General features: G+C 71.5%; 27 protein-coding genes and 1 pseudogene. 7 read left to right on the top strand and 21 right to left on the bottom strand.

Going from position 1 to position 24,630, the window contains the following annotated elements; all coding sequences use genetic code 11:
- The first annotated feature begins 640 nt into the window (after nucleotides 1-640).
- A complete protein-coding gene (locus ACWDNY_RS06735) occupies nucleotides 641-892 on the top strand; it encodes a CBS domain-containing protein (RefSeq protein WP_451644633.1) in 252 nt (83 codons plus the stop codon).
- Here ACWDNY_RS06735 and ACWDNY_RS06730 read toward each other — a convergent pair.
- The 5 genes from ACWDNY_RS06730 to ACWDNY_RS06710 are packed head-to-tail and all read right to left on the bottom strand — an operon-like array spanning nucleotide 865 to nucleotide 5,102.
- The gene (locus ACWDNY_RS06730; RefSeq protein ID WP_451644632.1) at nucleotides 865-1,518 is read right to left on the bottom strand and encodes a hypothetical protein; all 654 of its coding nucleotides are present in this window, start codon (nucleotides 1,516-1,518) and stop codon (nucleotides 865-867) included. The genes ACWDNY_RS06735 and ACWDNY_RS06730 overlap by 28 nt on opposite strands.
- Nucleotides 1,515-2,900, bottom strand: a complete 1,386-nt coding sequence (locus ACWDNY_RS06725; RefSeq protein ID WP_451644631.1) for a hypothetical protein — start codon at nucleotides 2,898-2,900, stop codon at nucleotides 1,515-1,517. The genes ACWDNY_RS06730 and ACWDNY_RS06725 overlap by 4 nt, the downstream gene beginning before the upstream one ends.
- Nucleotides 2,897-3,733, bottom strand: coding sequence for an ABC transporter ATP-binding protein (locus ACWDNY_RS06720; protein ID WP_451644630.1), 837 nt, complete (start codon nucleotides 3,731-3,733; stop codon nucleotides 2,897-2,899). Before ACWDNY_RS06720 ends, ACWDNY_RS06725 begins: the two co-directional genes overlap by 4 nt.
- Nucleotides 3,730-4,554 (bottom strand): zf-HC2 domain-containing protein, encoded by an 825-nt coding sequence (locus ACWDNY_RS06715; RefSeq protein WP_451644629.1) that lies wholly within the window; start codon nucleotides 4,552-4,554, stop codon nucleotides 3,730-3,732. The genes ACWDNY_RS06720 and ACWDNY_RS06715 overlap by 4 nt, the downstream gene beginning before the upstream one ends.
- Complete coding sequence (locus ACWDNY_RS06710) at nucleotides 4,551-5,102, bottom strand: RNA polymerase sigma factor (protein ID WP_451644628.1); 552 nt, start codon at nucleotides 5,100-5,102, stop codon at nucleotides 4,551-4,553. The genes ACWDNY_RS06715 and ACWDNY_RS06710 overlap by 4 nt, the downstream gene beginning before the upstream one ends.
- 1,028 nt (nucleotides 5,103-6,130) lie before the next feature.
- Between ACWDNY_RS06710 and ACWDNY_RS06705 the strand changes: the two genes are divergently transcribed.
- Together ACWDNY_RS06705 and ACWDNY_RS06700 are read left to right on the top strand one after the other, a co-directional pair.
- Nucleotides 6,131-6,451 (top strand): SRPBCC family protein, encoded by a 321-nt coding sequence (locus ACWDNY_RS06705; RefSeq protein ID WP_451644654.1) that lies wholly within the window; start codon nucleotides 6,131-6,133, stop codon nucleotides 6,449-6,451.
- A gap of 63 nt (nucleotides 6,452-6,514) precedes the next feature.
- Nucleotides 6,515-6,853, top strand: a pseudogene (locus tag ACWDNY_RS06700) (hypothetical protein); the annotation flags it as partial.
- A 121-nt stretch (nucleotides 6,854-6,974) separates the two neighbouring features.
- Here ACWDNY_RS06700 and ACWDNY_RS06695 read toward each other — a convergent pair.
- The 4 genes from ACWDNY_RS06695 to ACWDNY_RS06680 form a co-directional block, all read right to left on the bottom strand.
- Complete coding sequence (locus ACWDNY_RS06695; protein ID WP_451644627.1) at nucleotides 6,975-7,373, bottom strand: DNA-binding protein; 399 nt, start codon at nucleotides 7,371-7,373, stop codon at nucleotides 6,975-6,977.
- Entirely contained in the window at nucleotides 7,370-7,648 is a 279-nt protein-coding gene (locus ACWDNY_RS06690) for a hypothetical protein (RefSeq protein ID WP_451644626.1), read from the bottom strand. Before ACWDNY_RS06690 ends, ACWDNY_RS06695 begins: the two co-directional genes overlap by 4 nt.
- Before the next feature lie 297 nt (nucleotides 7,649-7,945).
- Complete coding sequence (locus tag ACWDNY_RS06685) at nucleotides 7,946-9,274, bottom strand: class I SAM-dependent RNA methyltransferase (RefSeq protein ID WP_451644625.1); 1,329 nt, start codon at nucleotides 9,272-9,274, stop codon at nucleotides 7,946-7,948.
- 74 nt (nucleotides 9,275-9,348) lie between these two features.
- A complete protein-coding gene (locus ACWDNY_RS06680; RefSeq protein WP_451644624.1) occupies nucleotides 9,349-11,406 on the bottom strand; it encodes an APC family permease in 2,058 nt (685 codons plus the stop codon).
- A gap of 422 nt (nucleotides 11,407-11,828) precedes the next feature.
- Between ACWDNY_RS06680 and ACWDNY_RS06675 the strand changes: the two genes are divergently transcribed.
- The gene (locus ACWDNY_RS06675; protein WP_451644623.1) at nucleotides 11,829-12,500 is read left to right on the top strand and encodes a potassium channel family protein; all 672 of its coding nucleotides are present in this window, start codon (nucleotides 11,829-11,831) and stop codon (nucleotides 12,498-12,500) included.
- On the top strand, nucleotides 12,500-13,177 hold the full coding sequence (locus ACWDNY_RS06670; protein ID WP_451644622.1) for a potassium channel family protein: 678 nt from the start codon (nucleotides 12,500-12,502) through the stop codon (nucleotides 13,175-13,177). Before ACWDNY_RS06675 ends, ACWDNY_RS06670 begins: the two co-directional genes overlap by 1 nt.
- A gap of 143 nt (nucleotides 13,178-13,320) precedes the next feature.
- Here ACWDNY_RS06670 and ACWDNY_RS06665 read toward each other — a convergent pair whose 3' ends face one another.
- The 7 genes from ACWDNY_RS06665 to ACWDNY_RS06635 form a co-directional block, all read right to left on the bottom strand.
- On the bottom strand, nucleotides 13,321-14,073 hold the full coding sequence (locus ACWDNY_RS06665; RefSeq protein WP_451644621.1) for a DUF3159 domain-containing protein: 753 nt from the start codon (nucleotides 14,071-14,073) through the stop codon (nucleotides 13,321-13,323).
- A gap of 3 nt (nucleotides 14,074-14,076) precedes the next feature.
- Nucleotides 14,077-14,475 carry an OB-fold nucleic acid binding domain-containing protein gene (locus tag ACWDNY_RS06660; RefSeq protein WP_451644620.1) on the bottom strand — a complete coding sequence of 133 codons (399 nt, stop codon included), beginning with the start codon at nucleotides 14,473-14,475 and terminating at the stop codon, nucleotides 14,077-14,079.
- A 67-nt stretch (nucleotides 14,476-14,542) separates the two neighbouring features.
- On the bottom strand, nucleotides 14,543-15,235 hold the full coding sequence (locus tag ACWDNY_RS06655; protein WP_451644619.1) for an ABC transporter ATP-binding protein: 693 nt from the start codon (nucleotides 15,233-15,235) through the stop codon (nucleotides 14,543-14,545).
- Between the two features lie 124 nt (nucleotides 15,236-15,359).
- On the bottom strand, nucleotides 15,360-16,571 hold the full coding sequence (locus tag ACWDNY_RS06650; protein WP_451644618.1) for an alginate lyase family protein: 1,212 nt from the start codon (nucleotides 16,569-16,571) through the stop codon (nucleotides 15,360-15,362).
- 194 nt (nucleotides 16,572-16,765) lie between these two features.
- On the bottom strand, nucleotides 16,766-17,527 hold the full coding sequence (locus tag ACWDNY_RS06645) for a DUF3710 domain-containing protein (protein WP_451644617.1): 762 nt from the start codon (nucleotides 17,525-17,527) through the stop codon (nucleotides 16,766-16,768).
- A gap of 1 nt (nucleotide 17,528) precedes the next feature.
- Nucleotides 17,529-18,080, bottom strand: coding sequence for a dUTP diphosphatase (gene dut, locus ACWDNY_RS06640; RefSeq protein WP_451644616.1), 552 nt, complete (start codon nucleotides 18,078-18,080; stop codon nucleotides 17,529-17,531).
- Nucleotides 18,077-18,661 (bottom strand): PaaI family thioesterase, encoded by a 585-nt coding sequence (locus ACWDNY_RS06635; RefSeq protein ID WP_451644615.1) that lies wholly within the window; start codon nucleotides 18,659-18,661, stop codon nucleotides 18,077-18,079. Before ACWDNY_RS06635 ends, dut begins: the two co-directional genes overlap by 4 nt.
- A gap of 112 nt (nucleotides 18,662-18,773) precedes the next feature.
- Between ACWDNY_RS06635 and ACWDNY_RS06630 the strand changes: the two genes are divergently transcribed.
- Nucleotides 18,774-19,238 (top strand): DUF3093 domain-containing protein, encoded by a 465-nt coding sequence (locus ACWDNY_RS06630; protein WP_451644614.1) that lies wholly within the window; start codon nucleotides 18,774-18,776, stop codon nucleotides 19,236-19,238.
- A 145-nt stretch (nucleotides 19,239-19,383) separates the two neighbouring features.
- On the opposite strand, the gene ACWDNY_RS06625 is transcribed toward ACWDNY_RS06630, so the two are convergent.
- From ACWDNY_RS06625 to ACWDNY_RS06610, 4 genes are all read right to left on the bottom strand, one after another.
- Nucleotides 19,384-20,316, bottom strand: a complete 933-nt coding sequence (locus tag ACWDNY_RS06625; RefSeq protein ID WP_451644613.1) for a hypothetical protein — start codon at nucleotides 20,314-20,316, stop codon at nucleotides 19,384-19,386.
- 13 nt (nucleotides 20,317-20,329) lie between these two features.
- Nucleotides 20,330-20,626 carry a DUF4193 domain-containing protein gene (locus ACWDNY_RS06620; protein ID WP_005481602.1) on the bottom strand — a complete coding sequence of 99 codons (297 nt, stop codon included), beginning with the start codon at nucleotides 20,624-20,626 and terminating at the stop codon, nucleotides 20,330-20,332.
- Between the two features lie 390 nt (nucleotides 20,627-21,016).
- Nucleotides 21,017-22,255: a sensor histidine kinase gene (locus ACWDNY_RS06615; RefSeq protein ID WP_451644612.1), complete on the bottom strand. Its 1,239-nt coding sequence runs from the start codon at nucleotides 22,253-22,255 to the stop codon at nucleotides 21,017-21,019.
- A gap of 6 nt (nucleotides 22,256-22,261) precedes the next feature.
- Nucleotides 22,262-22,915 (bottom strand): response regulator transcription factor, encoded by a 654-nt coding sequence (locus ACWDNY_RS06610; protein ID WP_451644611.1) that lies wholly within the window; start codon nucleotides 22,913-22,915, stop codon nucleotides 22,262-22,264.
- 437 nt (nucleotides 22,916-23,352) lie between these two features.
- On the opposite strand from ACWDNY_RS06610, the gene ACWDNY_RS06605 reads away from it, so the two are divergent.
- Entirely contained in the window at nucleotides 23,353-23,526 is a 174-nt protein-coding gene (locus ACWDNY_RS06605; RefSeq protein ID WP_451644610.1) for a hypothetical protein, read from the top strand.
- Nucleotides 23,527-23,810: 284 nt separating this feature from the next.
- Here ACWDNY_RS06605 and ACWDNY_RS06600 read toward each other — a convergent pair whose 3' ends face one another.
- A complete protein-coding gene (locus ACWDNY_RS06600) occupies nucleotides 23,811-24,626 on the bottom strand; it encodes an inositol monophosphatase family protein (protein ID WP_451644609.1) in 816 nt (271 codons plus the stop codon).
- Nucleotides 24,627-24,630: the final 4 nt, after the last annotated feature.

The raw sequence follows: 24,630 nt of genomic DNA, 5'->3' as shown, positions 1-24,630 counted from the left end.
GGTGGAGTCGCATCGGTGCATCCAGTGCGCGCGCTGTGTAGACGCGGCTCCGCGGCGTAAAGGGGCCTACGTGTCGTGAAAACGCTATCGAACGTCGCGCTGAACTGCTGCTTCCGTACCCATCGGGCGGTCGTGGCAGTTCATCCGCTCGGCGCTGCGTCGAGGCCGCCGCGCCTGGCTCCCTGCTGATTCCAAAGCCGAGCGCCGACCTGCTGCTGGAGGCCCGGCTTATGGCCGCCCTAGCGGGCGGTCCCTGATTCAGGGCAGGGAGGTGTTCTGGAGACAACCGGCGGTGCTGCGACAGGAGCGTAGCGGATCCTAGGATCCAGGCAGGTAGCGCGACTGCTTCGCTCAGACGGCAATCGATCGCACCAGAGCGCCGCACGTGTGAGGTGCTCTTTCTCCCTGAATCGTCAGGCGCCAATCACACAGACGACAAGGAGGGAGAGCCCCTACAGGGCTATAGCGAAGTGCAGACCTACCCACAGGCGGTGGAGCCGAACGCGGTGCAGCCGGGGAAACTCGCGGTAGTGCGCCGCGCGTGCCCGGGCGGGCCCTTCATCGGACCCCAGGAGCTCCAGAAGGGTGGTCACGCCGGCCGTCTGCAGGCCGCCTGTCCCCTAGTCGAGGGTTGAGCGTGATGTCCCGAATCGTCGGTGAAGTAATGCCCCGCAAGGTCGTCCACGTCCGCCCGGACGTACCGTTCGAGGACGTGGCACGGCTGCTGGATCGGCACCGGATCAGCGGCCTGCCCGTGTCCACCGTGACGACAAGGTCGTTCAGCCCGTGCCGCGGGCGTGCAGCGCGCAGCCGGGCTGCGTACACGCCCGGACGCCACCACGGCGTCGTACGACATCGCGCCGATCAACTCCCACGGCGGCGATGCCTGTAGCGGTCCGCACCTTGACCGCGACGCGGCACGCGCCCGGCCGGCAGTGTGAGGGCTTCCGGTCCCGCGAGGGCGTAGAGCGTCGTGCCGACCACCGCGAGGCACAGTGCCGTCCAGGTCGCCGCAGGCGTGCCGGTCGGCAGCAGCATCCAGGTCGCCACCTTGCCGGGCACACTGGTAGCCGAGGGCGGAGCGAGGGACGCGAACGCGAGCCAGGTGAAGGGGAACGCCCAGGCGTACCGCCCGCCCGCGACCGCCGCACCGAAGGCGGCCAGCCCCGCCAGCCCCGCGCAGTCCCGGGCGACGAACGCGGTGGTGGCCAGGTCCTGGCCCACCGCCTGCACGGTGAGGAGCACGGTTCCCACGATCGCGCCGCCGAACAGCACGTGCGCCGCTCTGCGGGGCGCCCAGCGGATCGCGGCACCGCGGTCCAGGTCGAGATCCTGTCCGCCGAGTCCGACCGAGAGGGCCATGGCGCCCGTGGTGAGGACGACCGCGGGCAGTTGCGACCCACCGTGCGCCGCGCTGCCGTCCCTGGTGAGCGCCCACACGCCCACGGCGCTGATCAGCACCGTGGCGAGCGACGCGGGCACCTGACGCGAGCGTGCGTACAGCATCAGCCATCTCACCGGGACGAACCGCCTTTGAGTACTTCGAACGCGTCGCCCTTGCAGGAGAGGGCGGCGGCGCGCATCGCGTTGATCCGTGCGAGCTGCTGCGCCCGTGGCAGCGCCATGAGCTCCTCCCATACCGGGCGGACCCTGGTGACGACGACGCGGTTCAAGGCTGCCGACCCGGTGCCGGGCAGCGGTTCGAGATCCCCCAGCACCCAGCCCGACGCGACGGTCTGTGCGAGTTGGTCGTCGCCGAACGTGCTCCAGCCGACGGGACCGCATCCCGGCACCATGCCCTGAGCGATCAGAGCCTTGGTCACCTCCTGGCCCTTCGCGGAGGCGAACATGTCGTCGTCGAAGTCGAAGAGCACGGTCGTGCGGGACCACCGCGGCGTGGCGCCGTCCGGCTGCAAGGTGGTGTTCTCCCGGACCGTCACCGGTGCCCGGCCGCCCAGCGCGCCGTGCAGCAGACGCAGCGCCTCCTTGCCGGGGCCCGCCAGGCCGGCGAGTCGCGCCTGCTGCGCCCTGCTCACGCAGACGGAGCCGTCGCACACCGGCTTCGCGGCGGCCTCGTCGACGACGAACATCCGGCGCGGGTCGGAGGGCAGGACGAGCAGGGCGAGCGCCGCACCCGCCAGGACGGGCGCCAGTGAGAGCAGCCGGGTGCGCGGGGTCGCGGCGACCAGCAGCGCGAAACCGGTCGACGCCACGCCCAGCATCCAGATCGTCTGCCCGAGGTGCACGGAGGCGGAGAGCGTCACGAACGTGTTCGGTACCTCCTCCACGGCCGGCGACAGCAGGGCGAGCCGGTTCGGCTCCGCGCCGGGGACCCCCGGCGCCGCGGTCGTCTCCGTCCGGGCCAGGACGGCCGTGAAGACGAAGACGCCCATGGCCAGCGCGGGCGGGGTGAGCACGGAAGGCAGGGCCCGCGCGGCCCCCATGCCCAGCACGGCCCCCGCGATGAGGGCGAGTACGCCCACCAGCGAGATGGGCAGCCACCCCAGGTGGGTGTACGCGGTGTGAGCGGGCACCTGGACCGCGCCCACCAGGATCAGCGACACGAACGCCGCGACCAGGGCGAACGCCGTCGTGCCCGCCAGCGTGGCCGCGCGGTGCCAGGGGGGACGCGGTGTGCTCGTCAGCAGCTCGGAGATCTTCGAGCGGTGATCGCGCAGGCCCTGCAGTGCTCCGATTCCTATGGCGAACGGCCACAGGTAGAACAGCAGGGTGCGGGTCCACAGGGCCATGGACGTCCACTGCCCCGTCCACGCCGTGGTGGTCTCCGACCACGGCTCGGAGATCAGGTACAGCAATGCCGACGTCGTCGCCAGGGCCACGACGCCGCCCCAGGGGGCCAGGGAGCGCTTCAGTTCGGTACCCAGGATTCGGACGTTCACCAGTTGCCCCTCGTCTGTTCGGGGTTGAGCAGCAGTGCGGAGTAGCCGCGCTCGAGCGGGCTGTCGCCCACGTGCTCAGGTCCGCCCGCCGCGGCCAGCCGGTCGGGGGTGCCCTGGAAGACCAGCCGTCCTTCGGCGAAGAGCACCACGTCCGTGCAGGCGGCGGCGACGTCCTCCACCAGGTGGGTGGAGACCACGACGCAGGTGTCCGTGCCCAGTTGCTGCAACAGCTCGCGGAACCGCAGCCGTTGAGCCGGGTCGAGACCGACCGTGGGCTCGTCCAGGAGAAGGATCTCCGGGTCGTTGACGATGGCCTGGGCGATGCCCACCCTGCGGACCATGCCGCCCGACAGGGCCTTCATCCTCTCGTCCGCGCGGTCCGCCAGGCCCACCCTCTCCATGGCGCGCTGTACGGCGGCGGGTATGTCCGCCTTGGGAACCTCCTTCAGCCACGCCATGTACTCGACGAAATCACGCGCCGTGAAGCGCTTGTAGTAGCCGAACTCCTGCGGCAGATAGCCGATCCGGCGGCGCAGCGCACGCTGGTCCCCCCGACCTCCCGCGGCGGGCTCGCCGAGCAGTTCCAGGATGCCCCCACTGGGACGCAGGACCGTGGCCAGCGCGCGGATGAGGGTGGTCTTGCCGGCCCCGTTGGGTCCGAGCAGGCCGTGCACGCCGGTGCCCAGGGAGAGATCGAGCCCGTCGACGGCCATCCGTGTGCGGCCCGCCCGCACTTTCAGGCCCGAGGCCCGGACCGCCCAGGCGTGGCGTGTCGGCGCCAGGTCGGCTCCGCTCACTGCGGACATCGCGTGGTGTTCCTTCCGGTAGGTCATCGATGGGCTCCCAGCACGGTGTACGCGCCCCTGCGGGCGATGACGACGCCGGTGGCGAGCATGAGGATCAGCGCCCACACAGGCAGGCCGTCCCGGTCCAGGGCGACGGGGGTACGGCTGGTGGCCAGGGCCGGAGCCAGGACCGCGGCGGCCCATACCGTGATGAGTGCGGCCGCGGCGCGGGTCACGCCGATCAGGCCGCCCAGCGCCAGGGTCGTGGAAGTGAACGCCAGGCAGGGCAGCAGCCATTGCGCGGCTGTCACTCCGGTCGTCCAGCCGCCCGCCAGCAGTACGGGGACGACGACGGCGAGCACGGAGGCGGTGCGCCGCATGACCAGGGGCAGCCCGGCCCGGGGCGTGGAGGCGGTCAGTTCGTACGCCGGGTCCAGGCCCCGCGACCAGGACGCCGCGACACCCAGTACCGGCAGGACGGGGGCGAGCAGCAGCACGAGCGGTACCGGTGCCGCGCCGGTGCCGTATCCGGCCAGGTCGAGGAGAAGGGCGAGCAGCGTCACGCTCATGATCATGGCCAGCCACGGTGCCGTCGTGGGCGTCGCCCACCTGGACAACCAGGTGGGCCGTCGCCGTCCGCGCGGCGTCGCGGCGGTGGCGGACAGCAGGGGTTCGAGGTCGGACCGCACGGCGTGGACCAGCGCCGTGACGGCCGGCACTCCCGTCGTGACGGCGGCCGACAGCCGGTCGCGGCAGACCCGGCACGCCTCCAGGTGGGCTTCCAGGGCCCACACCTCGTCGGCGGCGATTTCGCCGTCGCCGCGCGCGTAGGCGTCGATGAGATGTGTCGACGCGTGTTCCACGCTCATGTCAGGGCCCTCCGCATCTCGGTCCGGGCCCGTCGGGCCCGCGTTTTGACCGTGCCCTCGGGCACGCCGAGCAGGACCGAGGTTTCCCGGACTGACAGCCCGTCGAGCACCATGGCCTGCAGAACTTGTCTGAGCTCCGGCGCGAGGCGCCGTAGCGCGTCGCCGACGTCGCCGTCGGTACTCGCCGCGAGTGCCTCCTCCTCGGCGGCCGGCGCCATGGTCCGCGGGGCTGCCGCGAGCGGCGGGTCCGCGTGGTGGGCTCTTCGCCGGAACGCGTCGACGAGGCGGCGCGCCGCGATAGTCCACAGCCAGCCGACGGCGGTCCCCCCGACCGCGGCCCCGGCGAACGCACCCGCCGCGCGCCACACCGCCAGATACGTCTCCTGCATGACCTCCGCGACGATCTGTTCGTCGGCGCAACGGCGCCGCAGGCGGACCGCCAGCCACGGCGCGGTGCGCCGGTACAGCTCCTCGAAGGCCGCACGGTCGCCCTTGGCCACCAGCCGGACGAGCCTCTCCTCGTCCGGCTCGTCCAGTGCTTTCCTCACTCGTCTCACACCCGCTAGACGCCCGGCGCGGGTGACGGGTTTTCCGTTCACTGTGAGGCCCGTCACTTTGGCGTCGAGGGGGTCGCGGCCCGGCGTCGGGCACGCCCGCGTCGATGAATGCCGCGGTTCGACGAGACACTGTGACAGAGCCGTCCGGCGGTTGCTCTGCTGGGCGTTGCGGCCTTCGACAGGCATGTTGTCCGGCATCCGATGCAAAGGATCGGGCATGCGAGGAGTCACGTCGGATGAGCTGGTGGTGCGGCTCCGGAGACTCCTCCCGGAGGCGGAGCCCTGCTTCGAGAAGGCAGCCCATCGGGTTGCGTCCAGGGAAGTGGTGTACGGGTTCGACGTCGTGGGCCCCGGCCGTTTCGCGCGAGCCGGCCGGACGTGGTCTCGCAGGCGCGGCTGGGCCCGGTATCGGCGTACACGGGAACGTGGCCCTGGCAAGATTTCCGTGAAGTCGGGATGTGCCACCGCGCGCCGGTGACGCTCCGTCACGGGTGGCGGCATCGGAACAGGGCCATGAGGAGTACCCGGTGGCGCCCGAGGGGGACTCCCGCGCGTCCTGCCATGATCCGCTTCTGGAGTTTCAGGTCGGTGATGCGGCCTTCGTTGACGCCTGAGTTGAACGGGGTGGTGATGCCTTGGATGATTGCGGGTCAGTCTTCACGGATGGCCTTGGCGAGGCCGGCCCGGGCGGGAAGACGGGAGCTTGCGAGTCGATCCAGCCAGTTTGGCAGGGGGCTGGCGTCACGAGCGTCGAGCAAGGCGGCGAGCTGACGGACCAGGTCGTGGCTTCGGTTCAACTCCGGGCAGTGCTGGAGCAGCCGCCGGAGTGCCTCGGCTGCGTGCAAGCCGCGGCGGGACGCCGGTGGTGATCCAGCGGGCGACTTCGCGAGGTGAAGGCGGCCGCTCGCGCGGGGTGTCGATCGGCAGGCCGCGGCGTAGCGGTGCGATGGCCGCCTTTACGCGCTGGTGGTGGCCGCGGTAGCCCTTGGCGGCGATTTCCTGGTGCAGCACCGTTGCGTGTGCTCGCCTTCCTCCCACCGCTGTCGAAGGGCACTGAGTACGTACCGGGCTCCAGCTTCGCCTACCATCTGACTGGCTTCACGAACATCCTCTCCCGCCTCGCGGCCGGCATCCGGGGCGAGTTCAACGTCAATCCCGACGGTGACGGCACGCTCATCCGCTGGACCTACGAATTCAAGCCGCTGCCCGGCCGCCGCTGGCTCCTCGCCGGTCCCTTCACCCCGCTCTGGCGCCGCTACATGGTGGCCGCCCTCGACCGGTGCGTCCACGTCATCGAAACAAAGGACAACAGCACGCAGGTGCAGCTCCGGACCGGGTGACGGCCCGAAGCAGCGGCACCAGGGTCCCAACCCGGTCGTTCCGGCCGAGCTGAACAAGCGGGGGTACTCGACGCCGCGGGCAAGGGCGCGCTGGAGGACTCCATCACCCTGCGCGGCGGCACCGACCGAATCGTCACCACCGCCGACTTCCGCGCCCGCGAACTCGGTGTCGTCTTCGCCGGGGGCCCGGCGCGGCGCTCGGCCGCCCGGCTGGCCGAACTGGCCCGGCAGGCCGGCACACTGGCGATCACGGTCGGCGCGACCTGCCCGCTTACCGACGCGGCCAAGGCCAAGCAGGCCAGCGACGCCGGTCCGTGCGGGGGCCGGCCCCCCGGGAGGAGGTCAGCCGACACATGGTGTGTACGGAGGAGGGGGTCTAGGACTTCGACGCGGAGTTCCTGAACTCCGAGTTCAAGTACGTGATCCTGGCCCAGGGGTGCGGCTCGAGAGAACAGTACCCCGCACGAGAGCGGGCGCCTCAGCGCCCACGTGCACTTCTTTCCTGCAAGGTGGCGAGGTGCTGCTAGACCTTCTCAGCCACCACCCGGGCGTGCTCGACCGTAAGCATCTCGACGTCTTCTACGTCAGAGGTCAGGATCGTCACCCGACCTGGCTGCGCCAGCGCCGTCGCACACAGCATGGCGTCAATGGCGTACTTGTGCCCGTGCAGCCCGGCACCCCGCAGTAGGACTGCCGCCGACTGCGCGACAGCCTGGGTGACCGGCTCGACGCGGAGACGGGAAAGAGTCCACTTCAGCGCGGCGTCATCGATCCTCGGGTGGATGACCTCGACCAGAACCGCGGCCGAGGTGATCACAGGGAGATCCGCGTCACGAGCTGCCGTCAGCCACTCGTGAACCTCTTGATCCCGCTGGACGGCCTTGGCCAGACCCTCACTGTCCAGAACCAGGGCTCCACTCACGCAGCAGCCCCGGACTCGGGTGCAGAGCCGGTGAGCTTGGCCCGCTTGGCAGCCACGGCCTCCGCATCTGCCGGACCGTGGACCTTTTCGAAGTCTGCGATGAGCTCGTCCAGGTTGTCGCGCTCGATCTGGCGCTGCGCAGCCCGCTCGAGATACGCGGAGACACCACGCTTACCCACCCGCTCGCGGATCGCCTGCAGAGTGCCGGCGGTCAGCGACACGGAGATACCGCTGCTCGGACCGTCTCCCGGGAGGAAGCCATCGTCATCAGCCATGGAACTATTCTGGCATCCGAAATGCTATAACGCCACCCTTCTGTGGCGCGGCACGACCCCCGGAATCAACGGACCCAGTCACGCACCCATACGCGGCCCGGGAGTGTGATGGGGCGTCAGAACGTGCGTCGTTTGAGCGTCAGCAATCCAAGGACTGCGCCGCTGCCGCTGACGCGGCAGTCGACGCCCCTGCCTGATGCCGCAGGTCAGACGGTATGCGGGCAGCAAATCCAACGATTCACCCGTTGGATGGAAGGAAACAGGTCGAGCTGACGCACCGACCCAAGAAGATGCAGGTCAGTGCGCCTTCGCCGCCGGCTCCAGGATCGCCACGCACTCCACATGATGCGTCATCGGGAACAGGTCGAACGCCCGCAGTGTCCGCACCCGGTAGCCGCCCTCGCGGAAGTACGCCAGGTCTCGGGCCAGGGCCGCCGGGTCGCAGGCGACGTAGGCGATGCGGCGGGCGCCGAGGCCGGCGAGGTGGGACACCGTCCGGCGGCCCGCGCCGACCCGCGGCGGGTCGAGGACGACGAGGTCGACCTCGGTGATGCCGGTGCGCGGCAGGACGGACTCGACCTTGCCCTGCTCGATGCGCACGCGCGGGAAGTCGGCGAGGTTGTGCCGGGCGTCCTCCACCGCGCGCTTGCCGGACTCGATGCCGAGCACCGCGCCCTTGTCGCCGATCCGGTCGGCCAGCGCGCCCGCGAAGAGGCCGACACCGCAGTACAGGTCGAGGGCCATGTCGCCCTTGCGCGGCAGCAGGCCCTGCATGACGGCCTTCACCAGGGTGTCCGCCGCCTTGGGGTGGACCTGCCAGAAGCCTCCGCCGCCCACCCGGTAGGTGCGCTCGTCGGCGCGCTCGCGGACGAAGGGGCGGCCGTGCACGCGGTGGACGCCGCCGGTGCGTTCGTCGACCCGGAGCACCGACACCGGACGGTCCAGTTCCACCAGCGGCAGCCGGGCGCCCGGCTTCGGGGTGAGGACCACCTGCCTGTCCTGCGAGCCCGTCGCGGCGATCGCCTCGACGGAGTCCATGCCGGTCCAGTCCCGCTTCTCGATGCCCAGCTCGCTGATGCCCTCCGCGGCGATGAGGCAGCGCTCGATCGGCTCCACCTCGTGCGAGCGGTGGCGGCGCAGACCGGCGCGGCCGGCCGGGTCGACCGCGTAGTTCACGCGCGTGCGCCACTGCGGGACCTCACCGGCCGGCACCTTGTCGCCCTCGGCCGGCATCACGGTGCCGTCCCAGCCCGCCTCCTCCGGGGTGAGGCCCGCGAGCCGCTGCAGCTGCTCGGCGATCACCGCGCCCTTGAGCCGGCGCTGCGCCCCCGGCTTGGCGTGCTGCCAGTCGCAGCCGCCGCAGCGGCCGGGGCCGGCGTACGGGCAGGGCGCGTCGATGCGGTCCTTGGACGCCTCCAGCACCCGCACGGCGTCCGCGCGCAGGAAGCGCGCTCCCTCCTCGCCCTCGGTCACCCGGGCCACGACCCGCTCGCCGGGCAGCGTGTGCCGGACGAACAGCACCTGGCCCTCGGCGGTGCGGGCGATGCAGTGGCCGCCGTGGGCGACGGGGCCGATCTCTACCTCGTACTCCTCCCCCACCAGGGACTTCCTCGGTTCTGCCTGCATGGCGGGGTGACTCCAGATCAATGACGGGGTACGGGCGGACAACAGCCCACCAGTCTACGTGCTCGCCGCGCGCGTCAGCTGCGCGCGCCGGTCTCCCGCTGCGGGTGGGGGCCGGGGTGGGCCGGACCGCGCCGCACCGAGCCGGGTGCGTTCCACTCCTGCCGCCTGCGGGCGCGCAGCTTCGCCGCCTCGGACGACGCCAGCTGGTAGGGCACCGACGTCACCATCACGCCCGGCGTGAACAGCAGCCGGCCCTTCAGGCGCAGCGCGCTCTGGTTGTGCAGCAAGTGCTCGTACCAGTGGCCGACGACGTACTCGGGGATGATCACGGAGACGGCGTCGCGCGGGGACTCCCGGCGCAGGTTCTTGACGTACTCGATGACCGGCCGTGTGATCTCGCGGTAGGGCGAGTCCAGGACCTTCAGCGGTACGTCGATGCCGCGCCGCTCCCACTCCCCGCGCAGTGCCTTCGTCTCCGCCGGGTCGACGTTGACGGTCAGCGCCTCCAGGGTGTCGGAGCGCATCAGCTTGGCGTAGGCCAGGGCCCGCAGGGTGGGGCGGTGGATCTTGGAGATGAGGACCACGGAGTGGACGCGGGAGGGGCGCACCATGTCGTCGCTCGGGCCCTCGGGGGCCGCGATCTCCTCGGCGACGCGGTCGTAGTGCTTGCGGATCGCCGTCATCGTGGCGAAGAAGATGCACATGCCGAGCAGCGCGACCCAGGCGCCGTGCGTGAACTTCGTGAGCAGGACGACGACCAGCACCAGGCCGGTGAAGAAGGCGCCGAAGGTGTTGATGGCGCGCGAGCGCACCATGTGGCTGCGCCGGGCCGGGTCCCGCTCGGTGGCCAGGTGGCGGTTCCAGTGCCGGACCATGCCGGTCTGGCTCAGTGTGAAGGACACGAACACACCGACGATGTACAGCTGGATCAGCCGGGTCGAGTCGGCGCCGTAGAGGACGACCAGCAGCATCGCCGCGCCCGCGAGGAGCACGATGCCGTTGGAGAAGGCCAGGCGGTCGCCGCGGGTGTGCAGTTGCCGGGGCAGGTAGCGGTCCTGGGCGAGGATCGAGCCGAGCAGCGGGAAGCCGTTGTAGGCGGTGTTGGCGGCGAGGAAGAGGACGAGGGCGGTGGCCGCGGCCAGCACGACGAACAGGAAGCTGCCGTTGCCGAAGACGGCCTCGGCGACCTGCGAGATCACCGGGTCCTGGACGAAGCCGGGCCCGACCGGGACGCCGCCGTGCAGCAGGTCCGCGGCCGGGTTCTCGGCCATGCGGACGTGCGTGGCCGTGGCGAGGCCGATGATGCCGCAGAACATGGTCACCGCGAGCAGGCCCATCATCGCCAGCGTGGTCGCCGCGTTCCTCGACTTGGGCTTGCGGAAGGCGGGGACGCCGTTGGAGATCGCCTCCACGCCGGTGAGCGCCGCGCAGCCGGAGGAGAAGGCCCGCAGCAGCAGGAAGACGAGGGCGAAGCCGGCGAGCCCCTGGTGTTCGGCCCTGATGTGGAAGTCGGATGTGGGTGCCCGCATCGTGTCGCCGAGGACCAGCCCGCGGAACGCACCCCACACGATCATGATGAAGACGCCGGTGACGAAGACGTACGTCGGGATCGCGAAGAGGGTGCCCGACTCCTTCACGCCGCGCAGGTTCATCAGCGTGAGGAGGACGATCACGGCGACGGCGCAGAGCACCTTGTGCTCGACGACGAACGGGATCGCGGAGCCGAGGTTCTCGATGCCGGAGGAGATGGAGACGGCCACGGTGAGGACGTAGTCGACGAGCAGCGCGCTCGCGACCGTCAGGCCGGCCTTGGGCCCGAGGTTGGTGGTCGCCACCTCGTAGTCGCCGCCGCCGCTGGGGTAGGCGTGCACGTTCTGCCGGTAGGAGGCGACCACGGTGAACATCAGCACGACGACGGCGACGGCGATCCACGGGCTGAAGTGGTACGCCGACACGCCCGCGATGGACAGGACCAGCAGTACCTCGCCGGGGGCGTAGGCCACGGAGGACAGCGGGTCGGAAGCGAAGACGGGCAGGGCGATGCGCTTCGGCAGGAGGGTCTCACCCAGCCGATCACTGCGCAGTGCGCGCCCGATCAGGATCCGTTTGGGCACGTCGGTCAGTTTGGACACAAGAGTGGATCGTAGGCCTTCGAACAGGGGACCGCCCACCCGCCACCCGAGATCTGCCTCACGGGTGAATTCCGGACCGGCCGGCCCTACGGATTGCGCAGGTTGTGGGGGCGCTGTGGCTGGATGGCTGCACCCCGTACCGCGCCGACCCCGGAGGTTCCCATGGGCACGACCGCAGAGCTGATCGGCGCCGCCGCCGGGCTGCTGGGCCTCGGATTCCTCACCCTGCTCAGCGTGCGCAGCATCACTCGGCGCGGGGCCTGAGGCACCGGCCGGGACGCCGGCGGGGACGACCGTGGCAGGCTCCGCGGCCGCCGCCGGCGCACGGGGGTGCCCGCCCCGTACGGCGCATGTGTAGCTTGTCCCTCTGTCTGAGACCCTGATGTGGCTGAGCAGTAGCTGTTGACACCGGAAGGACGGTCGTGCACATCGTCATCATGGGCTGCGGGAGAGTGGGTTCCGCTCTGGCCCAGACCCTGGAGCAACAGGGGCACACGGTCGCCGTCATCGACCGCGACCCCACCGCCTTCCGCCGGCTGGGCCCCGGGTTCGGCGGCCGCCGGGTCACCGGGATCGGCTTCGACCAGGACACCCTGCGCGAGGCGGGCATCGAGGAGGCCGGGGCCTTCGCGGCCGTCTCCAGCGGCGACAACTCCAACATCATCTCCGCCCGCGTGGCCCGGGAGATGTTCGGTGTGGAGAACGTCGCGGCCCGCATCTACGATCCCCGCCGTGCCGAGGTCTACCAGCGTCTCGGTATCCCGACCGTGGCCACGGTCCGCTGGACGGCCGACCAGATGCTGCGCCGTCTGCTGCCCTCGGGTGCCGAGCCGCTGTGGCGCGACCCCACGGGCGGTGTTCAGCTCGCCGAGGTGCACGCGTCCTCGAAGTGGGTCGGCCACAAGATCAGCAGGCTGCAGGAGGAGACGGGTGTGCGCGTGGCATTCCTGACCCGCCTCGGCGAGGCCGTCCTGCCCACCTCGCAGACGGTGCTGCAGGAGGGGGACCTCGTGCACGTGATGATGCGGACGGACGACGTGGAGAAGGTCGAGGCGGCGTTCGCCGAGGGCCCCGAAGAGGAGAACGGTCACTGATGAGGGTCGCCATTGCCGGTGCCGGCGCGGTCGGTCGCTCGATCGCGGGCGAGCTGCTGGAGAACGGCCACGAGGTCCTTCTCATCGACAAGGCGCCGACCGCGATCTCGGTCGAGCGCGTCCCGCAGGCCGAGTGGCTGCTGGCCGACGCCTGCGAGATCACGTCCCTGGACGAGGCGGCGCTCCAGCGCTGCAACGTGGTGATCGCCGCCACGGGCGACGACAAGGTCAACCTGGTCGTCTCGCTGCTGGCGAAGACCGAGTACGGGGTGCCGCGGGTGGTGGCCCGCGTCAACAACCCGAAGAACGAGTGGCTGTTCAACGAGGCCTGGGGCGTGGACGTGGCCGTGTCGACCCCGCGTCTGATGTCGGCGCTGGTCGAGGAGGCGGTGAGCGTCGGAGACCTGGTCCGTCTGCTCCGCTTCAGCCACGGCGACGCCAACCTCGTCGAGCTGACCCTGCCGCCCGAGTCGGCGCTGGCGGGCACGCAGGTCGGCGACGTGGAGTGGCCGCAGGACACGTCCCTGGTGACCATCATCCGCGGCACGCGCGTCCTCACCCCCTCCCAGGAGGACTCCCTGGAGGCGGGCGACGAGCTGCTGTTCGTGGCCGCGCAGGCGCGCGAGGAGCAGCTGGAGGATCTGCTGTCGGTGCGGCGCGCGGACGAGGCGGGCTGATCCGCCGGACGGACGACGAAAGGGGTGCCCCTCCTGGTGGGGCACCCCTTTTCCGTACTGCGCCCGGGAGCCCCGTCCGAAGCGGCCCGGTGGGTGAGCGCGGGACCGTCGGCCCCGGAAGAGGCCTTGAGGGGGCCGGTCGCTCAGGTCTCGCGCCGGTGGCGGCCCGGCACCGCCCCCTGCGTCTCGTCGGAGGCCGCCCGCTCCTGCTCCGCCTTCTCCTGCGCCTCCATCTCCGCGAAGACGTCGATGGGCGCGGGCGCCTTCGCCAGGAAGAGCCAGGTCAGCCAGACGGCCAGCAGGAAGGGCGGGATCTTCAGGGCGATCAGGACCCAGCCGAGCTGGGTGGTGTCCGCCCACCAGTACAGCGGGAAGAGGATGGCGCACTTGGCGAGCAGGATCAGGCCCCAGGCCCAGCTGGCCTTGGCGTAGGCCTTCTTGCGGCCCGGGTTGCGGGTGCGCCAGGAGAGGTTCTCCTTGAAGACGGGTCCGAGGATCAGGCCGATCAGCGGGACCCCGGCCAGCGTGGTGACGATGTACGCCAGCGCCAGGCCCAGGGTGTAGAGCATGCCGGGCAGGTAGAAGTCCTTGGCGTTGCCGGTCATCATCGCGAAGACCACGCCGAAGGCGACGCCGAAGACTCCGCTGAACGCGTGCTTGACGGTGTCCTTCATCGCCAGCCGGACCACGACCAGGGCCAGCGACACGGCCAGCGCCGCGATCGCCGACCAGTGCAGGTTCTTGTTGACCGTGAAGATGGTGACGAACAGGAGGCCGGGCAGGACCGTCTCGACCATGCCCCGGACCCCGCCGAACGCCTCGAACAGCGCGGCCTCCGTCACCGCCCGGGCGTCGTCCGCGGATGTCTGTTCGGTCGGCTTGTCGAGGGACGTCACCGGCTACTCCCGTCCGAGGGGTCGCAGTTCGTACTTCGGGTTGAACAGCACCCGGCGGCCCCGGCTCAGCGAGATCCGGCCCGATGCGATCAGCTTGCGCCCCGGTTCTATCCCGACGATGGAGCGCCTGCCGAGCCACACCACGTCCAGGGCGGCGGTGCCGTCGAACAGTTCGGCCTCCAGGGCCGGCACGCCGGCGCGCGGACGCAGGGTGACCGTGCGCAAGGTACCAGTAACCGTGACGATCTGCCGGTCGTGGCAGTCGCCGATGCGTGTACAGCCCGCGGTCTCGGCGTCCTCCCGCAGTTCCTCCGACTCCAGGTCCTCCTGCGAGGTGGAAAGCCGGTCGAGCATGCGCCGGAACCGGCCCGCCGGCTTTTCGGAACGAGGGACAGCACTCATATCTGAAGCGTACCGGGAGGCACCGACGGTGACGTACCCGCGGCCGCGCCCGCCGGTGGGGCCGCGTTCAGTGCTCGACGATCTCCCCGTCGCTCAGCTCCAGCACCCGGTCGGCGAGGTCGAGCAGGGTGGCGTCGTGCGTGGCGACCAGCGCGGTGACGTCCTCGCTGCGCACGACGGCGCGCAGCAGCTGCATCACCTCGTGCCCGGTCTCCGCGTCCAGCTGGCCCGTCGGCTCGTCGGCGATCAGCAGGGCGGGTTCGTTGGCGAGGGCGCGGGCTACGGCGACCCGCTGCTGCTGGCCGCCGGACAGCTCGCCCGGGCGCTGAGCGGCGTGGTCGGCGAGCCCGACGAGGGCGAGCAGCAGTTCGACGCGTTCCTCCCGCTCGCGCGGCGGGAGCCGGCGCAGCCGCATCGGCACACCGACGTTCTCGGCGGCCGTGAGGATGGGGATGAGGCCGAAGGACTGGAAGACGAAGCCGATGCGGTCCCGGCGGAGCGCGAGCAGGCCGTCCTCGCCGAGCCGCGACAGGTCCGACCCGTCGACCTCGACGCGTCCGCGGTCCGGCTCGTCGAGTCCGCCGACGATGTTCAGCAGCGTGGTCTTGCCGGATCCGGAGCGTCCCTTGAGGGCGACGAGCTCGCCGCGCGGGACCTCGAAGGAGACCCCGCGCAGGGCGTGCACGGCGGCCGCTCCGTGCCCGTGGGACTTGTGGACGTCCTCGACCCGCACCATGGTCCCGGTGGCGACCTGACTCATGTTCCCTCCCCGGTGGTCCCCCGTGGACCGGGCGCCAGTATCACGACGGACGCCCGGTCTGTTCAACGGTTCGGTCTTCCACCGCGTGGGTTCGCCCGGCGGGCGGGGACCGCCGGGCGGCGGTTCAGGCCGGGTTGTCCCCGTGGGTGAGGGTCTCCCAGGCGACGAACGGGTTGTTGCTGCCGGCGGGACGGTTCTGCTCGGTCAGCGTCCGGGTGTTGGTCATGGCGATGCCCAGCCGGTTGTGCAGGGCGTTGTAGCCGACCTCGGTGACGGGGCCGAGTCCCCGGTGGACGGAGCCGCCGCACAGCCAGCCGGGGACGGCGGCGCCCAGCTCGTACTTGGACTGGAAGCCGAGCGCCTGCCGCAGCCGCTCGCCGACGTCGGTGCCGTACAGGTCCTGCCCCTGGATGCGGCTGGTCTCGGCGATGTGGGAGATGGCGGAGATGCCGTATCCGGTGTGCGTGAAGTCGCGGCAGGTCTCCTGGGTGAGGCCGGTGACGAAGGTGGACTGGCCCTGCCAGTACGAGACGATCTTGTCCTTGGTGTTCAGGTTCTGACCGGGCACGGTCTTCGGCAGGTCGCCGTCGGAGGCGAGGTAGACGTAGGCGGCCGTGCGCGTGCGGAACCTGGCCATGGCGATGTCGTAGGACGCCTGGTCCTCCAGGAAGACGGAGATGCCGACGGCGGCCTCCGTCATCGACAGCTCCCAGTTGCCGTTGGAGTGGGAGCCCTTGATCACCACGGGCAGGTAGACGTTGCGGAGCATGGTGGCGAAGCGGCCGCTGTCCGCCCAGGTGCCGGTGTACGTGTACTTGATGATCTCGGCGGCCCTGGGCCAGGAGGAGCCCGCCCAGCCGGTCTGCAGGGGCGCGTTGCTGCCGGTGTGGCTCGTGATCACGGCCGACCAGGCGTCCATGATCTCGATCGCCTTGCGGGCGTAGCGTGCGTCGCGGGTGATGTACCAGGCGAGGGCGTCGGTGTAGGCGGCGAGGGCGTCCTCGCGTTCGTCGGTGCAGCCGAGGTTGGGGTTGGAGTACGAGCCGCACTCCACGGTCGCCCGCGGCCTGGGTGTACGGCCGAGGTCGGCGTAGGGGCCGGCGGTCATCCGGTCGAAGGCGCCCTTCCAGGGCTGGGCGCCGGCGAGGACGCGGTCGCGGGTGAAGTCCAGCTGAGCCCGGGAGACGGTGACTCCGGGGTGGACGAAGGCGGTGGGGGCGGCGTCGGCGCGGCCGGCGCCGGGCCGCAGGAGGAGGCCGCCCGTCAGCAGAGCGGCCAGGGCGAGGAACAGTACGGCCCGGAAGCTGCGACGGTGGTGTGGGGGAGCAGCAGGCATACGACGGCATCCGTTCTCGTCCATGAACGACGGGTGGGGTTCTGAACGAAGCTCACTGGCCGGGACCATAGGTCTGGACCAACCCGTCGTCAAGGGGTCGCGCGGAGCCGCCGGACGGGACGCCGTTCACATACCGGAGCCGGACATGACGAAGGGCCGCGCCCCCGCGGGGTGCGGCCCTCGTGCGTGCCCGGTCAGCGGACCTCGGTGATCTCCGGTCCGCGCTGCAGCTGACCCATGCCGCCCGCGAAGCGGGACTGGCCCTCGTCCTGCTGGACGCTCTCGGGCACCATCTGGGCGTCGTTCGGCAGCTTCAGGACGATCGGGTCGCGGGGCGCCATCGGTCCCTCGCCGCGGACCACGACGGTGTCCCGGAAGATCTGTTCCAGCAGCCCGGCCGCCTGCGGCTGCACCGCGCCCTGCCCGGAGATCACCCCGCGCAGGAACCAGCGTGGGCCGTCCACGCCGACGAACCGGACGACCTGGAAGCCGCCGGTGCCGTCGGGCAGCTGCACGGGCACCTGGGCCCGCAGCTCCCAGCCCAGCGGGCCCTCCACCTCATCGACGATGCCGCCCTGCTGGGTGATCCCGGAGGCGATCTCCTCGCGGACCTCGCCCCAGATGCCCTCGCGCTTGGGCGCGGCGAAGGCCTGCAGCTGGACGGCGCTGTCGCGCAGCACGACGGTCGCCGCGACGATCGCGTCACCGGCGACCTCGACCCGCAGTTCCATGCCGTCGACGCCCGGTACGAACAGGCCGCCGAGGTCCACGCGGCCCTCGGCCGGGTCGCGCACCTCGGAGCTGTCCCAGGGCCCGTCGGGCCGCGGCTCGGGCTCGAGCCGCACGCGCTCGCGCTCGCCCTCGTCGTCCGCCTCGGTGTCGACACTGTCGACGACCTGCTCGGCCTCGCCGGCCGCGCCCTCGGCGGCATCCTTCTTCTTGCGACGTCCGAACACGTCACTGTCCTTCCCGGTCGGATACGACCGAAGCGTATCGATACCCACCCGCCTCGCCGCCCACGGCGGCCTGACCGCTGGTGCCGCCCGTGCCGTCCACCTCGGCGTGGCCGCCGGTGGACCCGAAGCCGCCCTCGGCCCGCGCGGAGCGGGGAAGCTCCGCGACCTCCTGGAAGCGGACCCTCTCGACCTGCTGGACGACCAGTTGGGCGATCCGGTCGAAGCGCTCGAACCGCACGGACTCGCGCGGGTCGAGATTCACCACGATCACCTTGATCTCCCCACGGTACCCGGCATCAACCGTCCCCGGGGCATTCACGAGGGCGACACCGCACCGCGCGGCCAGCCCGGAGCGGGGATGCACGAAGGCCGCGTACCCCTCCGGGAGCGCCACGGACACTCCCGTGGGCAGTACGGCCCGTTCTCCGGGGCCCAGTTCGCAGCTCCGCGTGGTGCGCAGATCCGCTCCCGCGTCCCCGGGATGCGCATACGTCGGAAGCGGCACCTCCGGATCGACGCGCCGGATCAGCACGTTCAGCGGGTCACGGCTCACGGGTTCACCTCGAAGGCGCGGGCCCGCCGGATCTGGTCCGGGTCGCTCATCGCGGTCCGGATCTCCTCCTCGCGGCCGTGGTCGACGAAGTGGTCGACCTTGACCTCGATGAAGAGGGCCTGCGCGCGGACCGCGACGGGCCCCTCGGGGCCGCCGACGCGGCCGGTGGCCCGCGAGTAGATCTTCCGCCCGGCCACCGCGGTGACCTCCGCCTCCAGGTACAGGGTCGTACCGACCGGGACCGGCCGCACGAAGTCGGTCTCCAGCCGCCCGGTGACGGCGATCGTCCGCAGCAGCCAGTTCAGCGAGCCGAGGGTCTCGTCGAGGGCGGTCGCCAGCACCCCCCCGTGCGCGAGGCCCGGTGCTCCCTGGTGAGCGGGCTGCACCGTGAACTCGGCGGTGATGCTGACGCCGTCGCCGGCCCGCGCCTGCAGGTGGAGTCCGTGCGGCTGCCCTGCGCCGCAGCCGAAACACCGGTCGTAGTGCGCGCCGAGGAGTTCGCCGGGCGCGGGGGCGTCGGGATGGCGCACGGGCCGTACGGCGCCGGCGGGGGGCTGAAGAGCCGAGGAGGTACCACTCACAGCCGCAGACCTTACCCGTCCGGCGCTCCCCCGCCGCCGCCCCGCCCGCCGGTCCCCGGTACCGGCGGGCCTGACTGGGGTGAGCCGCCCGCACCGTGCCAAGCTTGGCGCCATGCAGCTCTCCGCCCCTCCGTACGAAGAACGCCTCACCGCACCCGCTTCCTGGTGGGTGATCAGCTTCCTGGCCGGCGTCGCCTGTGCCCTGATCGTGCTGCCCTTCGGCACCCTGCCGATGCTCGGTGGCCTGGTCGGCGGCACCGCGGTCGCGGCCGTCGCCGCGAGTTCGTACGGTTCGGTCCGCATCCGGGTGGTCGGCGGCTCCCTGATCGCGGGCGAGGCGAGGATCCCGGTCACCGCGCTCGGCGAGGCGGAGGTGCTGGACCGGGAGGAGGCCCGCGCCTGGCGCACCTACAAGGCCGACACCCGCGCCTTCCTCCTGCTGCGCGCGTACATCCCCGGGGCGCTGCGCGTGCAGGTCACCGACCCGGACGACCCCACGCCGTACCTGTACCTGTCGACGCGGGACCCCGAGGGGCTGGCGGAGGCCCTGGAGAAGGCGCGGGCAGCGGCCGCGTGACCGCCTGATGCGGCTGTGCCCCGGTCCGGGCCACGGCTCCGGTGGCGGTCCGGAGCCGGGCTCCGCTGCGGTCCGGGAACCGGCCGCGGCTCCCGTCCCGGTCCGGACTGCGGCTCCCGTCCGGGGGCTGCGGCAGCCGTCGGGGTCAGGAACCGGGCCTGTCGGGGGCGTCCCCCATGTCCAGCGGGTCCGCCGGCCGGTCCAGGGGTGAGAGGGCGGGCAGCGCCTCCCAGGGCACCTGGACCTCGCGCAGGTCGGCGCGGATGCGCGCCGCCAGCTTTCCGGTCTCCCGCCGGTTCATGATCGCGCCGGCGGCCGCGCCCACCATGAAGGGCAGCAGGTTCGGCACGTCGCGCAGGGTCCGCTTCATGATCTGCTGACGCAGTCGGCGTCTCGTCCGGCCGCCCAGGGCCATGCCGATCGTCGACGGTCTCAGCACCTCGATCCCCCGCTCCCCCGACCAGGAGGACAGATACGCGGTGCTGCGGTCCTTCAGCTTTCCGGGGGGCCGCACCCCGTACACCTCGTGGAGTTCGGCGATCAGCTTCAGCTCGATCGCCGCCACCCCGATGATCTCGGCGGCCAGTTCCGTGGGCATCGCGGGCGGCACGGGCAGCATCGCCGCCGCCCCGACCCCGGCTCCGACCGCGGACGTCGCCCTGGACGCGCCCGCCACCAGCCTGTCCGCGAGCTGCTCGGGGCCCAGGCCCGGGAACTGCCCGCGCAGTGTGGCGAGGTCGCGCACGGGGACGCGCGGGGCGATCTCGATGACGCGCTCGGTGACGTACGCCAGTCCCGCTCTGACGCGGACGCCCTTGCGGGCCGCGTCCCGGACCCGGTCGCGGATCTCCGCGGCCCGGCCCGTCCGGGTGACGGGCGCGAGCCCCGGTGCGGGTGCGGCGCCTTCACCGCGCCCGGACACCGATGCGAGCGAGGCCGGTCCTGCCGTACCGGACGTACCGGATGGACGGGACGGGCCTCGCTCGTCGTCACGCGCGCCGTGGGAGCCGTCGGACGGCTCCGGGTCCGCCTTCCCGCGGGAAGAGCGGCGCTTCCAGGGAGGGGTCGAGCCAGTCACGGCCGACCCTGCCTCAGTCGCAGTCGCGGCAGATCGGCTGGCCGTTCTTCTCCCTGGCCAGCTGGCTGCGGTGGTGCACCAGGAAGCAGCTCATGCAGGTGAACTCGTCCTGCTGCTTGGGCAGCACCCGGACGGCCAGCTCCTCGTTGGAGAGGTCGGCGCCGGGAAGCTCCAGGCCTTCGGCGGCTTCAAATTCGTCGACGTCCACGGCGGAGGTCGACTTGTCGTTCCGACGGGCCTTCAGTTCTTCAAGGCTGTCGGAGTCGACGTCGTCGTCGGTCTTGCGTGGGGTGTCGTAGTCGGTTGCCATGTCGCTCTCCCCCTCTGGGTGTCTGCGGTGTCTCCAGCGCGTAACGCGTGAGAGGCCGGACTTGTGCCCGACCCGAGGCGGAGATTTTGCCTCACATCAAGGTCTGTTACTCAATCGACACCCAACCGGACCCCTCAAGAGTGATCGGCTTGGATGGCGATGGGGACCGTACACGGTCCGGATGCCACACTTCAAAGCGGTCCCACCGTGTACTTCCCGTGATGGGGACCCCTGAAAACCAGGAGTTTCCCGGCTTTCCGACCCCTCACATGATCACTGACCGTAGATGGCCGGAAAACCGCTCATGTGATCGATCACACAGGGCAGAGCGTCCCGCCTGCCCCGGAAATTCCGCGCGAAGCGAACACCGCCGTGCGTTGCGGCCTGGTCTCAGAGCGGCAGCGTGACCCGCATCACCAGCCCGCCGCCCTCGCGCGGCTGCGCCGAGATGTGGCCGCCGTGCGCACGCGCCACGGAGCGGGCGATGGACAGTCCGAGGCCCACCCCCTTGTCGCTGCCCGTGCGCTCGGTCCGCAGTCTGCGGAAGGGCTCGAAGAGGTTGTCGATCTCGTACGCCGGCACGACCGGCCCGGTGTTCGTGACGGTCAGCACCGCCTGGCCGTGCTGGACGTCGGTGGTGACCTCCACCCAGCCGCCCTCCTCTCCGCCCACGTTGTACCGCACGGCGTTCTGCACGAGGTTCAGCGCGATCCGCTCCAGCAGCACACCGTTGCCCTGGACGACGGCGGGTCCGCACTCGCCGCGGATCTCGACGGCCTTGGCCTCGGCCTCGGCGTGCACCTGGTCGACCGCCTGCGTGGCGACCTCGGCGAGGTCCACCGGCTTGCGCTCGACGATCTGGTTCTCACTGCGGGCGAGCAGCAGCAGCCCCTCCACGAGCTGCTCGCTGCGCTCGTTGGTGGCCAGCAGCGTCTTGCCGAGCTGCTGGAGCTCCACGGGCGCGTGCGGATCGGACAGGTGCACCTCGAGGAGCGTGCGGTTGATCGCCAGTGGCGTGCGCAGCTCGTGCGAGGCGTTGCCGACGAACCGCTGCTGCGCGGTGAAGGCCCGCTGCAGCCGCTCCAGCATCTCGTCGAAGGTGTCCGCCAGCTCCTTGAGCTCGTCGTCAGGGCCGTCCAGCTCGATCCGGCGGGACAGGTCCGAGCCGGCCACCGCACGGGCGGTGCGGGTGATGCGGCCGAGCGGGGACAGCACCCGGCCGGCCATGGCGTAGCCGAAGGCGAACGCGATCACGGCGAGGCCCAGCAGGGCCAGCAGCGAACGGCTGAGCAGGCTGTCCAGGGCGTGCTGGCGCTGCTGGTTCACGCACTGGTTCATCGCGTGGTTCAGCTCGGACGCGGTCGGCTGGAACGGGAAGTTGCAGGTGTCGCTGGCGACCTGACCGGAGATGATCTTGAAGGGCAGCTCGCTGCCCACGTTCAGCGCGTTCGCGGCGAGCAGGTAGATGATCGACAGCAGCAGGATGCCGGCGATCAGGAACATGCCGCCGTACAGCAGCGTCAGCCGTATCCGGATGGTCGGACGCAGCCACGGGAAGGGCGGCTCCGGCCTTCGGGGGTCCCAGGTGGGTTTCGGGGGCGCCTGGACGGGCGCGGGTGTCGCGGCCACGGCGGATCAGATCCGGTAGCCGGAGCCGGGCACGGTGACGATGACGGGCGGCTCGCCGAGCTTGCGGCGCAGGGTCATCACGGTGACGCGCACGACGTTGGTGAACGGGTCGGTGTTCTCGTCCCAGGCCTTCTCCAGGAGCTGCTCGGCCGAGACGACGGCCCCCTCGCTGCGCATCAGGACCTCCAGGACGGCGAACTCCTTCGGCGCGAGCTGGACCTCCCGGCCGTCGCGGAAGACCTCGCGGCGGTTGGGGTCGAGCTTGATGCCGGCGCGCTGGAGAACCGGCGGCAGGGGCATGCTGGTGCGCCGGCCGAGGGCGCGCACACGGGCGATCAGCTCGCTGAACGCGAACGGCTTCGGCAGGTAGTCGTCGGCGCCGATCTCCAGGCCCTCGACCCGGTCACTGACGTCGCCGGAGGCGGTGAGCATCAGCACCCGGGTGGGCAGGCCGAGCTCGACGATCTTGCGGCAGACGTCGTCGCCGTGCACGAGCGGGAGGTCGCGGTCGAGGACGACCACGTCGTAGTCGTTGACGCCGATGCGCTCCAGGGCGGCCGCACCGTCGTACACGACGTCGACGGCCATGGCCTCCCGGCGCAGTCCGGTGGCCACCGCATCGGCGAGCAGCTGCTCGTCCTCGACGACGAGTACGCGCACGTCGCTTGTCCTTCCTCTGTCCACCCGCGTAGCGCCGCTCGGGCGCGCGCGGGCAGGGGTCTTCGTGAGTGTGTGCCTCCATCCTGCCCTTTTCGGTCATAAGTCGGCTGTAAGCCGGGGCAGCGGCCACCGCGGGGCTGGTGCGACGCGGGGGAAGAACCGGGAAATGCCGAATTTTCTCGGTCGTGCGAGGTTTCCCCGGCATGCGGCGAGGGGAGGACGGCTTTACACCCCGCGATCACGCTCTGCATGTGCCGTACCACCATGCGGCACACCGCGTTCCGCTTTGCCGCAGAGTGGGCGTGGGTGTCCGGCACCGTCGCCGCCCGGCCGGGCAGCGCAGGGCACCTACTGGAGACGTGATCACCCTTCTCGACGGCACACCCCCGTGCCACCGACCCACCCGACCCACCCGACCCAGGACGAGGGGGCGCAGCATGGACGCATTCACCGCAGGACTTCTGCAGCGCATAAAGGCGACCGAGTCCGATCTCACGCGGGCTCGTGACGAGGGCGACGACTTCCTCGTCGAGGTGGAGCTGGCGGAGCTCGACGACCTGCGCCGCCTCGCCGCCGAACACGGCGTCGAAGTCGGCATGTCCGGCGTCTGATCCACCAGCGCTCACCGGCGGGACCCCGGCGAATCCAGCGCCGGGGTCCCGCCGTGCGTGCGGCCGGCTCACCTGCGGCCTGCCCCGGCTGCCCGGCCCGGAGGCCGCGGAGCGGGCCCGCCCGCCGCGCGCGGACCGCGGGCCGGGCAGGTCCACGCCGACGCCCCCGCAGGACGTGAGCTGCCCGCCGGGCGGTCGGCCCGCGTGTCGTCGGCCCCGGCGTGGACCGGGCGTCCGCCAGCCGGCGTCAGTCGCGCCCGGCGGCGGCAGTCGTGCCCGGCGTGTCAGTCGTGCCAGGCGCCGAGGTCCTCCAGGAGGGTCTGGAGCGGTTCGAAGACGCCCGGGGTCCCCGCGACCGTCAGGTCACGCGACGGGCGCTCTCCGGGGCGCCCACCGGTCAGCGCGCCCGCCTCCCGCGCGATCAGGTCGCCCGCCGCGTAGTCCCAGGGGTGCAGGCCCCGCTCGTAGAAGCCGTCGAGCCGGCCCGCCGCCACGTCGCACAGGTCGGCCGCGGCCGAACCGCTGCGCCGGATGTCGCGCACCCGCGGAATCAGATGCCGGGCCACCTCCGCCTGGTGGGCGCGCACCTCGGCCACGTAGTTGAACCCGGTCGAGACCAGGGCCTGGTCCAGGGGCGGGGCCGGGCGGCAGGCCAGCTTGCGCTCGCCCGCCCAGGCGCCGGTGGCCCACGCCCCGCGGCCGCGCACCGCGTGGAACGTCTCCGACCGCATCGGCACGGCCACCACGCCGACGACGGTCTCGCCGTCCTGCTCGGCCGCGACGGAGACGGCCCAGGTGGGCAGGCCGTAGAGGTAGTTCACCGTGCCGTCGAGCGGGTCGATCACCCAGCGGATCCCGCTGGTGCCCTCCGTGGCGGCGCCCTCCTCGCCGAGCAGGCCGTCGTCGGGGCGGCGGCCCCTGATCAGGTCGGTGATCAGCTTCTCGGCCGCGATGTCCATCTCGGTGACGACGTCGATGGGGCTGGACTTGGTGGCGGCCACCGCGAGATCGGCGGGGCGGCCGGTGCGCAGCAGCTCTCCGGCGCGGCGGGCCGCCTCCCGGGCGAGTTCGAGCAGTTCGGCGGTCAGGGCGTCGATCACGGGG

The sequence above is a fragment of the Streptomyces sp. NPDC003697 genome, from assembly GCF_053587115.1.
Note: the sequence above shows the minus strand (reverse complement) of the source record. Positions and strands in the feature narration are given on the sequence as shown.

What these genes read in the sequence shown, in the direction of transcription:
- ACWDNY_RS06735 (WP_451644633.1), top strand. Translation starts at nt 641, where the DNA reads ATGTCCCGAATCGTCGGTGAAGTAATGCCCCGCAAGGTCGTCCACGTC.
- ACWDNY_RS06720 (WP_451644630.1), bottom strand. Translation starts at nt 3,733, where the DNA reads ATGACCTACCGGAAGGAACACCACGCGATGTCCGCAGTGAGCGGAGCC.
- ACWDNY_RS06715 (WP_451644629.1), bottom strand. Translation starts at nt 4,554, where the DNA reads ATGAGCGTGGAACACGCGTCGACACATCTCATCGACGCCTACGCGCGC.
- ACWDNY_RS06690 (WP_451644626.1), bottom strand. Translation starts at nt 7,648, where the DNA reads ATGGCTGATGACGATGGCTTCCTCCCGGGAGACGGTCCGAGCAGCGGT.
- ACWDNY_RS06685 (WP_451644625.1), bottom strand. Translation starts at nt 9,274, where the DNA reads ATGCAGGCAGAACCGAGGAAGTCCCTGGTGGGGGAGGAGTACGAGGTA.
- ACWDNY_RS06670 (WP_451644622.1), top strand. Translation starts at nt 12,500, where the DNA reads ATGAGGGTCGCCATTGCCGGTGCCGGCGCGGTCGGTCGCTCGATCGCG.
- ACWDNY_RS06660 (WP_451644620.1), bottom strand. Translation starts at nt 14,475, where the DNA reads ATGAGTGCTGTCCCTCGTTCCGAAAAGCCGGCGGGCCGGTTCCGGCGC.
- ACWDNY_RS06655 (WP_451644619.1), bottom strand. Translation starts at nt 15,235, where the DNA reads ATGAGTCAGGTCGCCACCGGGACCATGGTGCGGGTCGAGGACGTCCAC.
- ACWDNY_RS06650 (WP_451644618.1), bottom strand. Translation starts at nt 16,571, where the DNA reads ATGCCTGCTGCTCCCCCACACCACCGTCGCAGCTTCCGGGCCGTACTG.
- ACWDNY_RS06630 (WP_451644614.1), top strand. Translation starts at nt 18,774, where the DNA reads ATGCAGCTCTCCGCCCCTCCGTACGAAGAACGCCTCACCGCACCCGCT.
- ACWDNY_RS06620 (WP_005481602.1), bottom strand. Translation starts at nt 20,626, where the DNA reads ATGGCAACCGACTACGACACCCCACGCAAGACCGACGACGACGTCGAC.
- ACWDNY_RS06605 (WP_451644610.1), top strand. Translation starts at nt 23,353, where the DNA reads ATGGACGCATTCACCGCAGGACTTCTGCAGCGCATAAAGGCGACCGAG.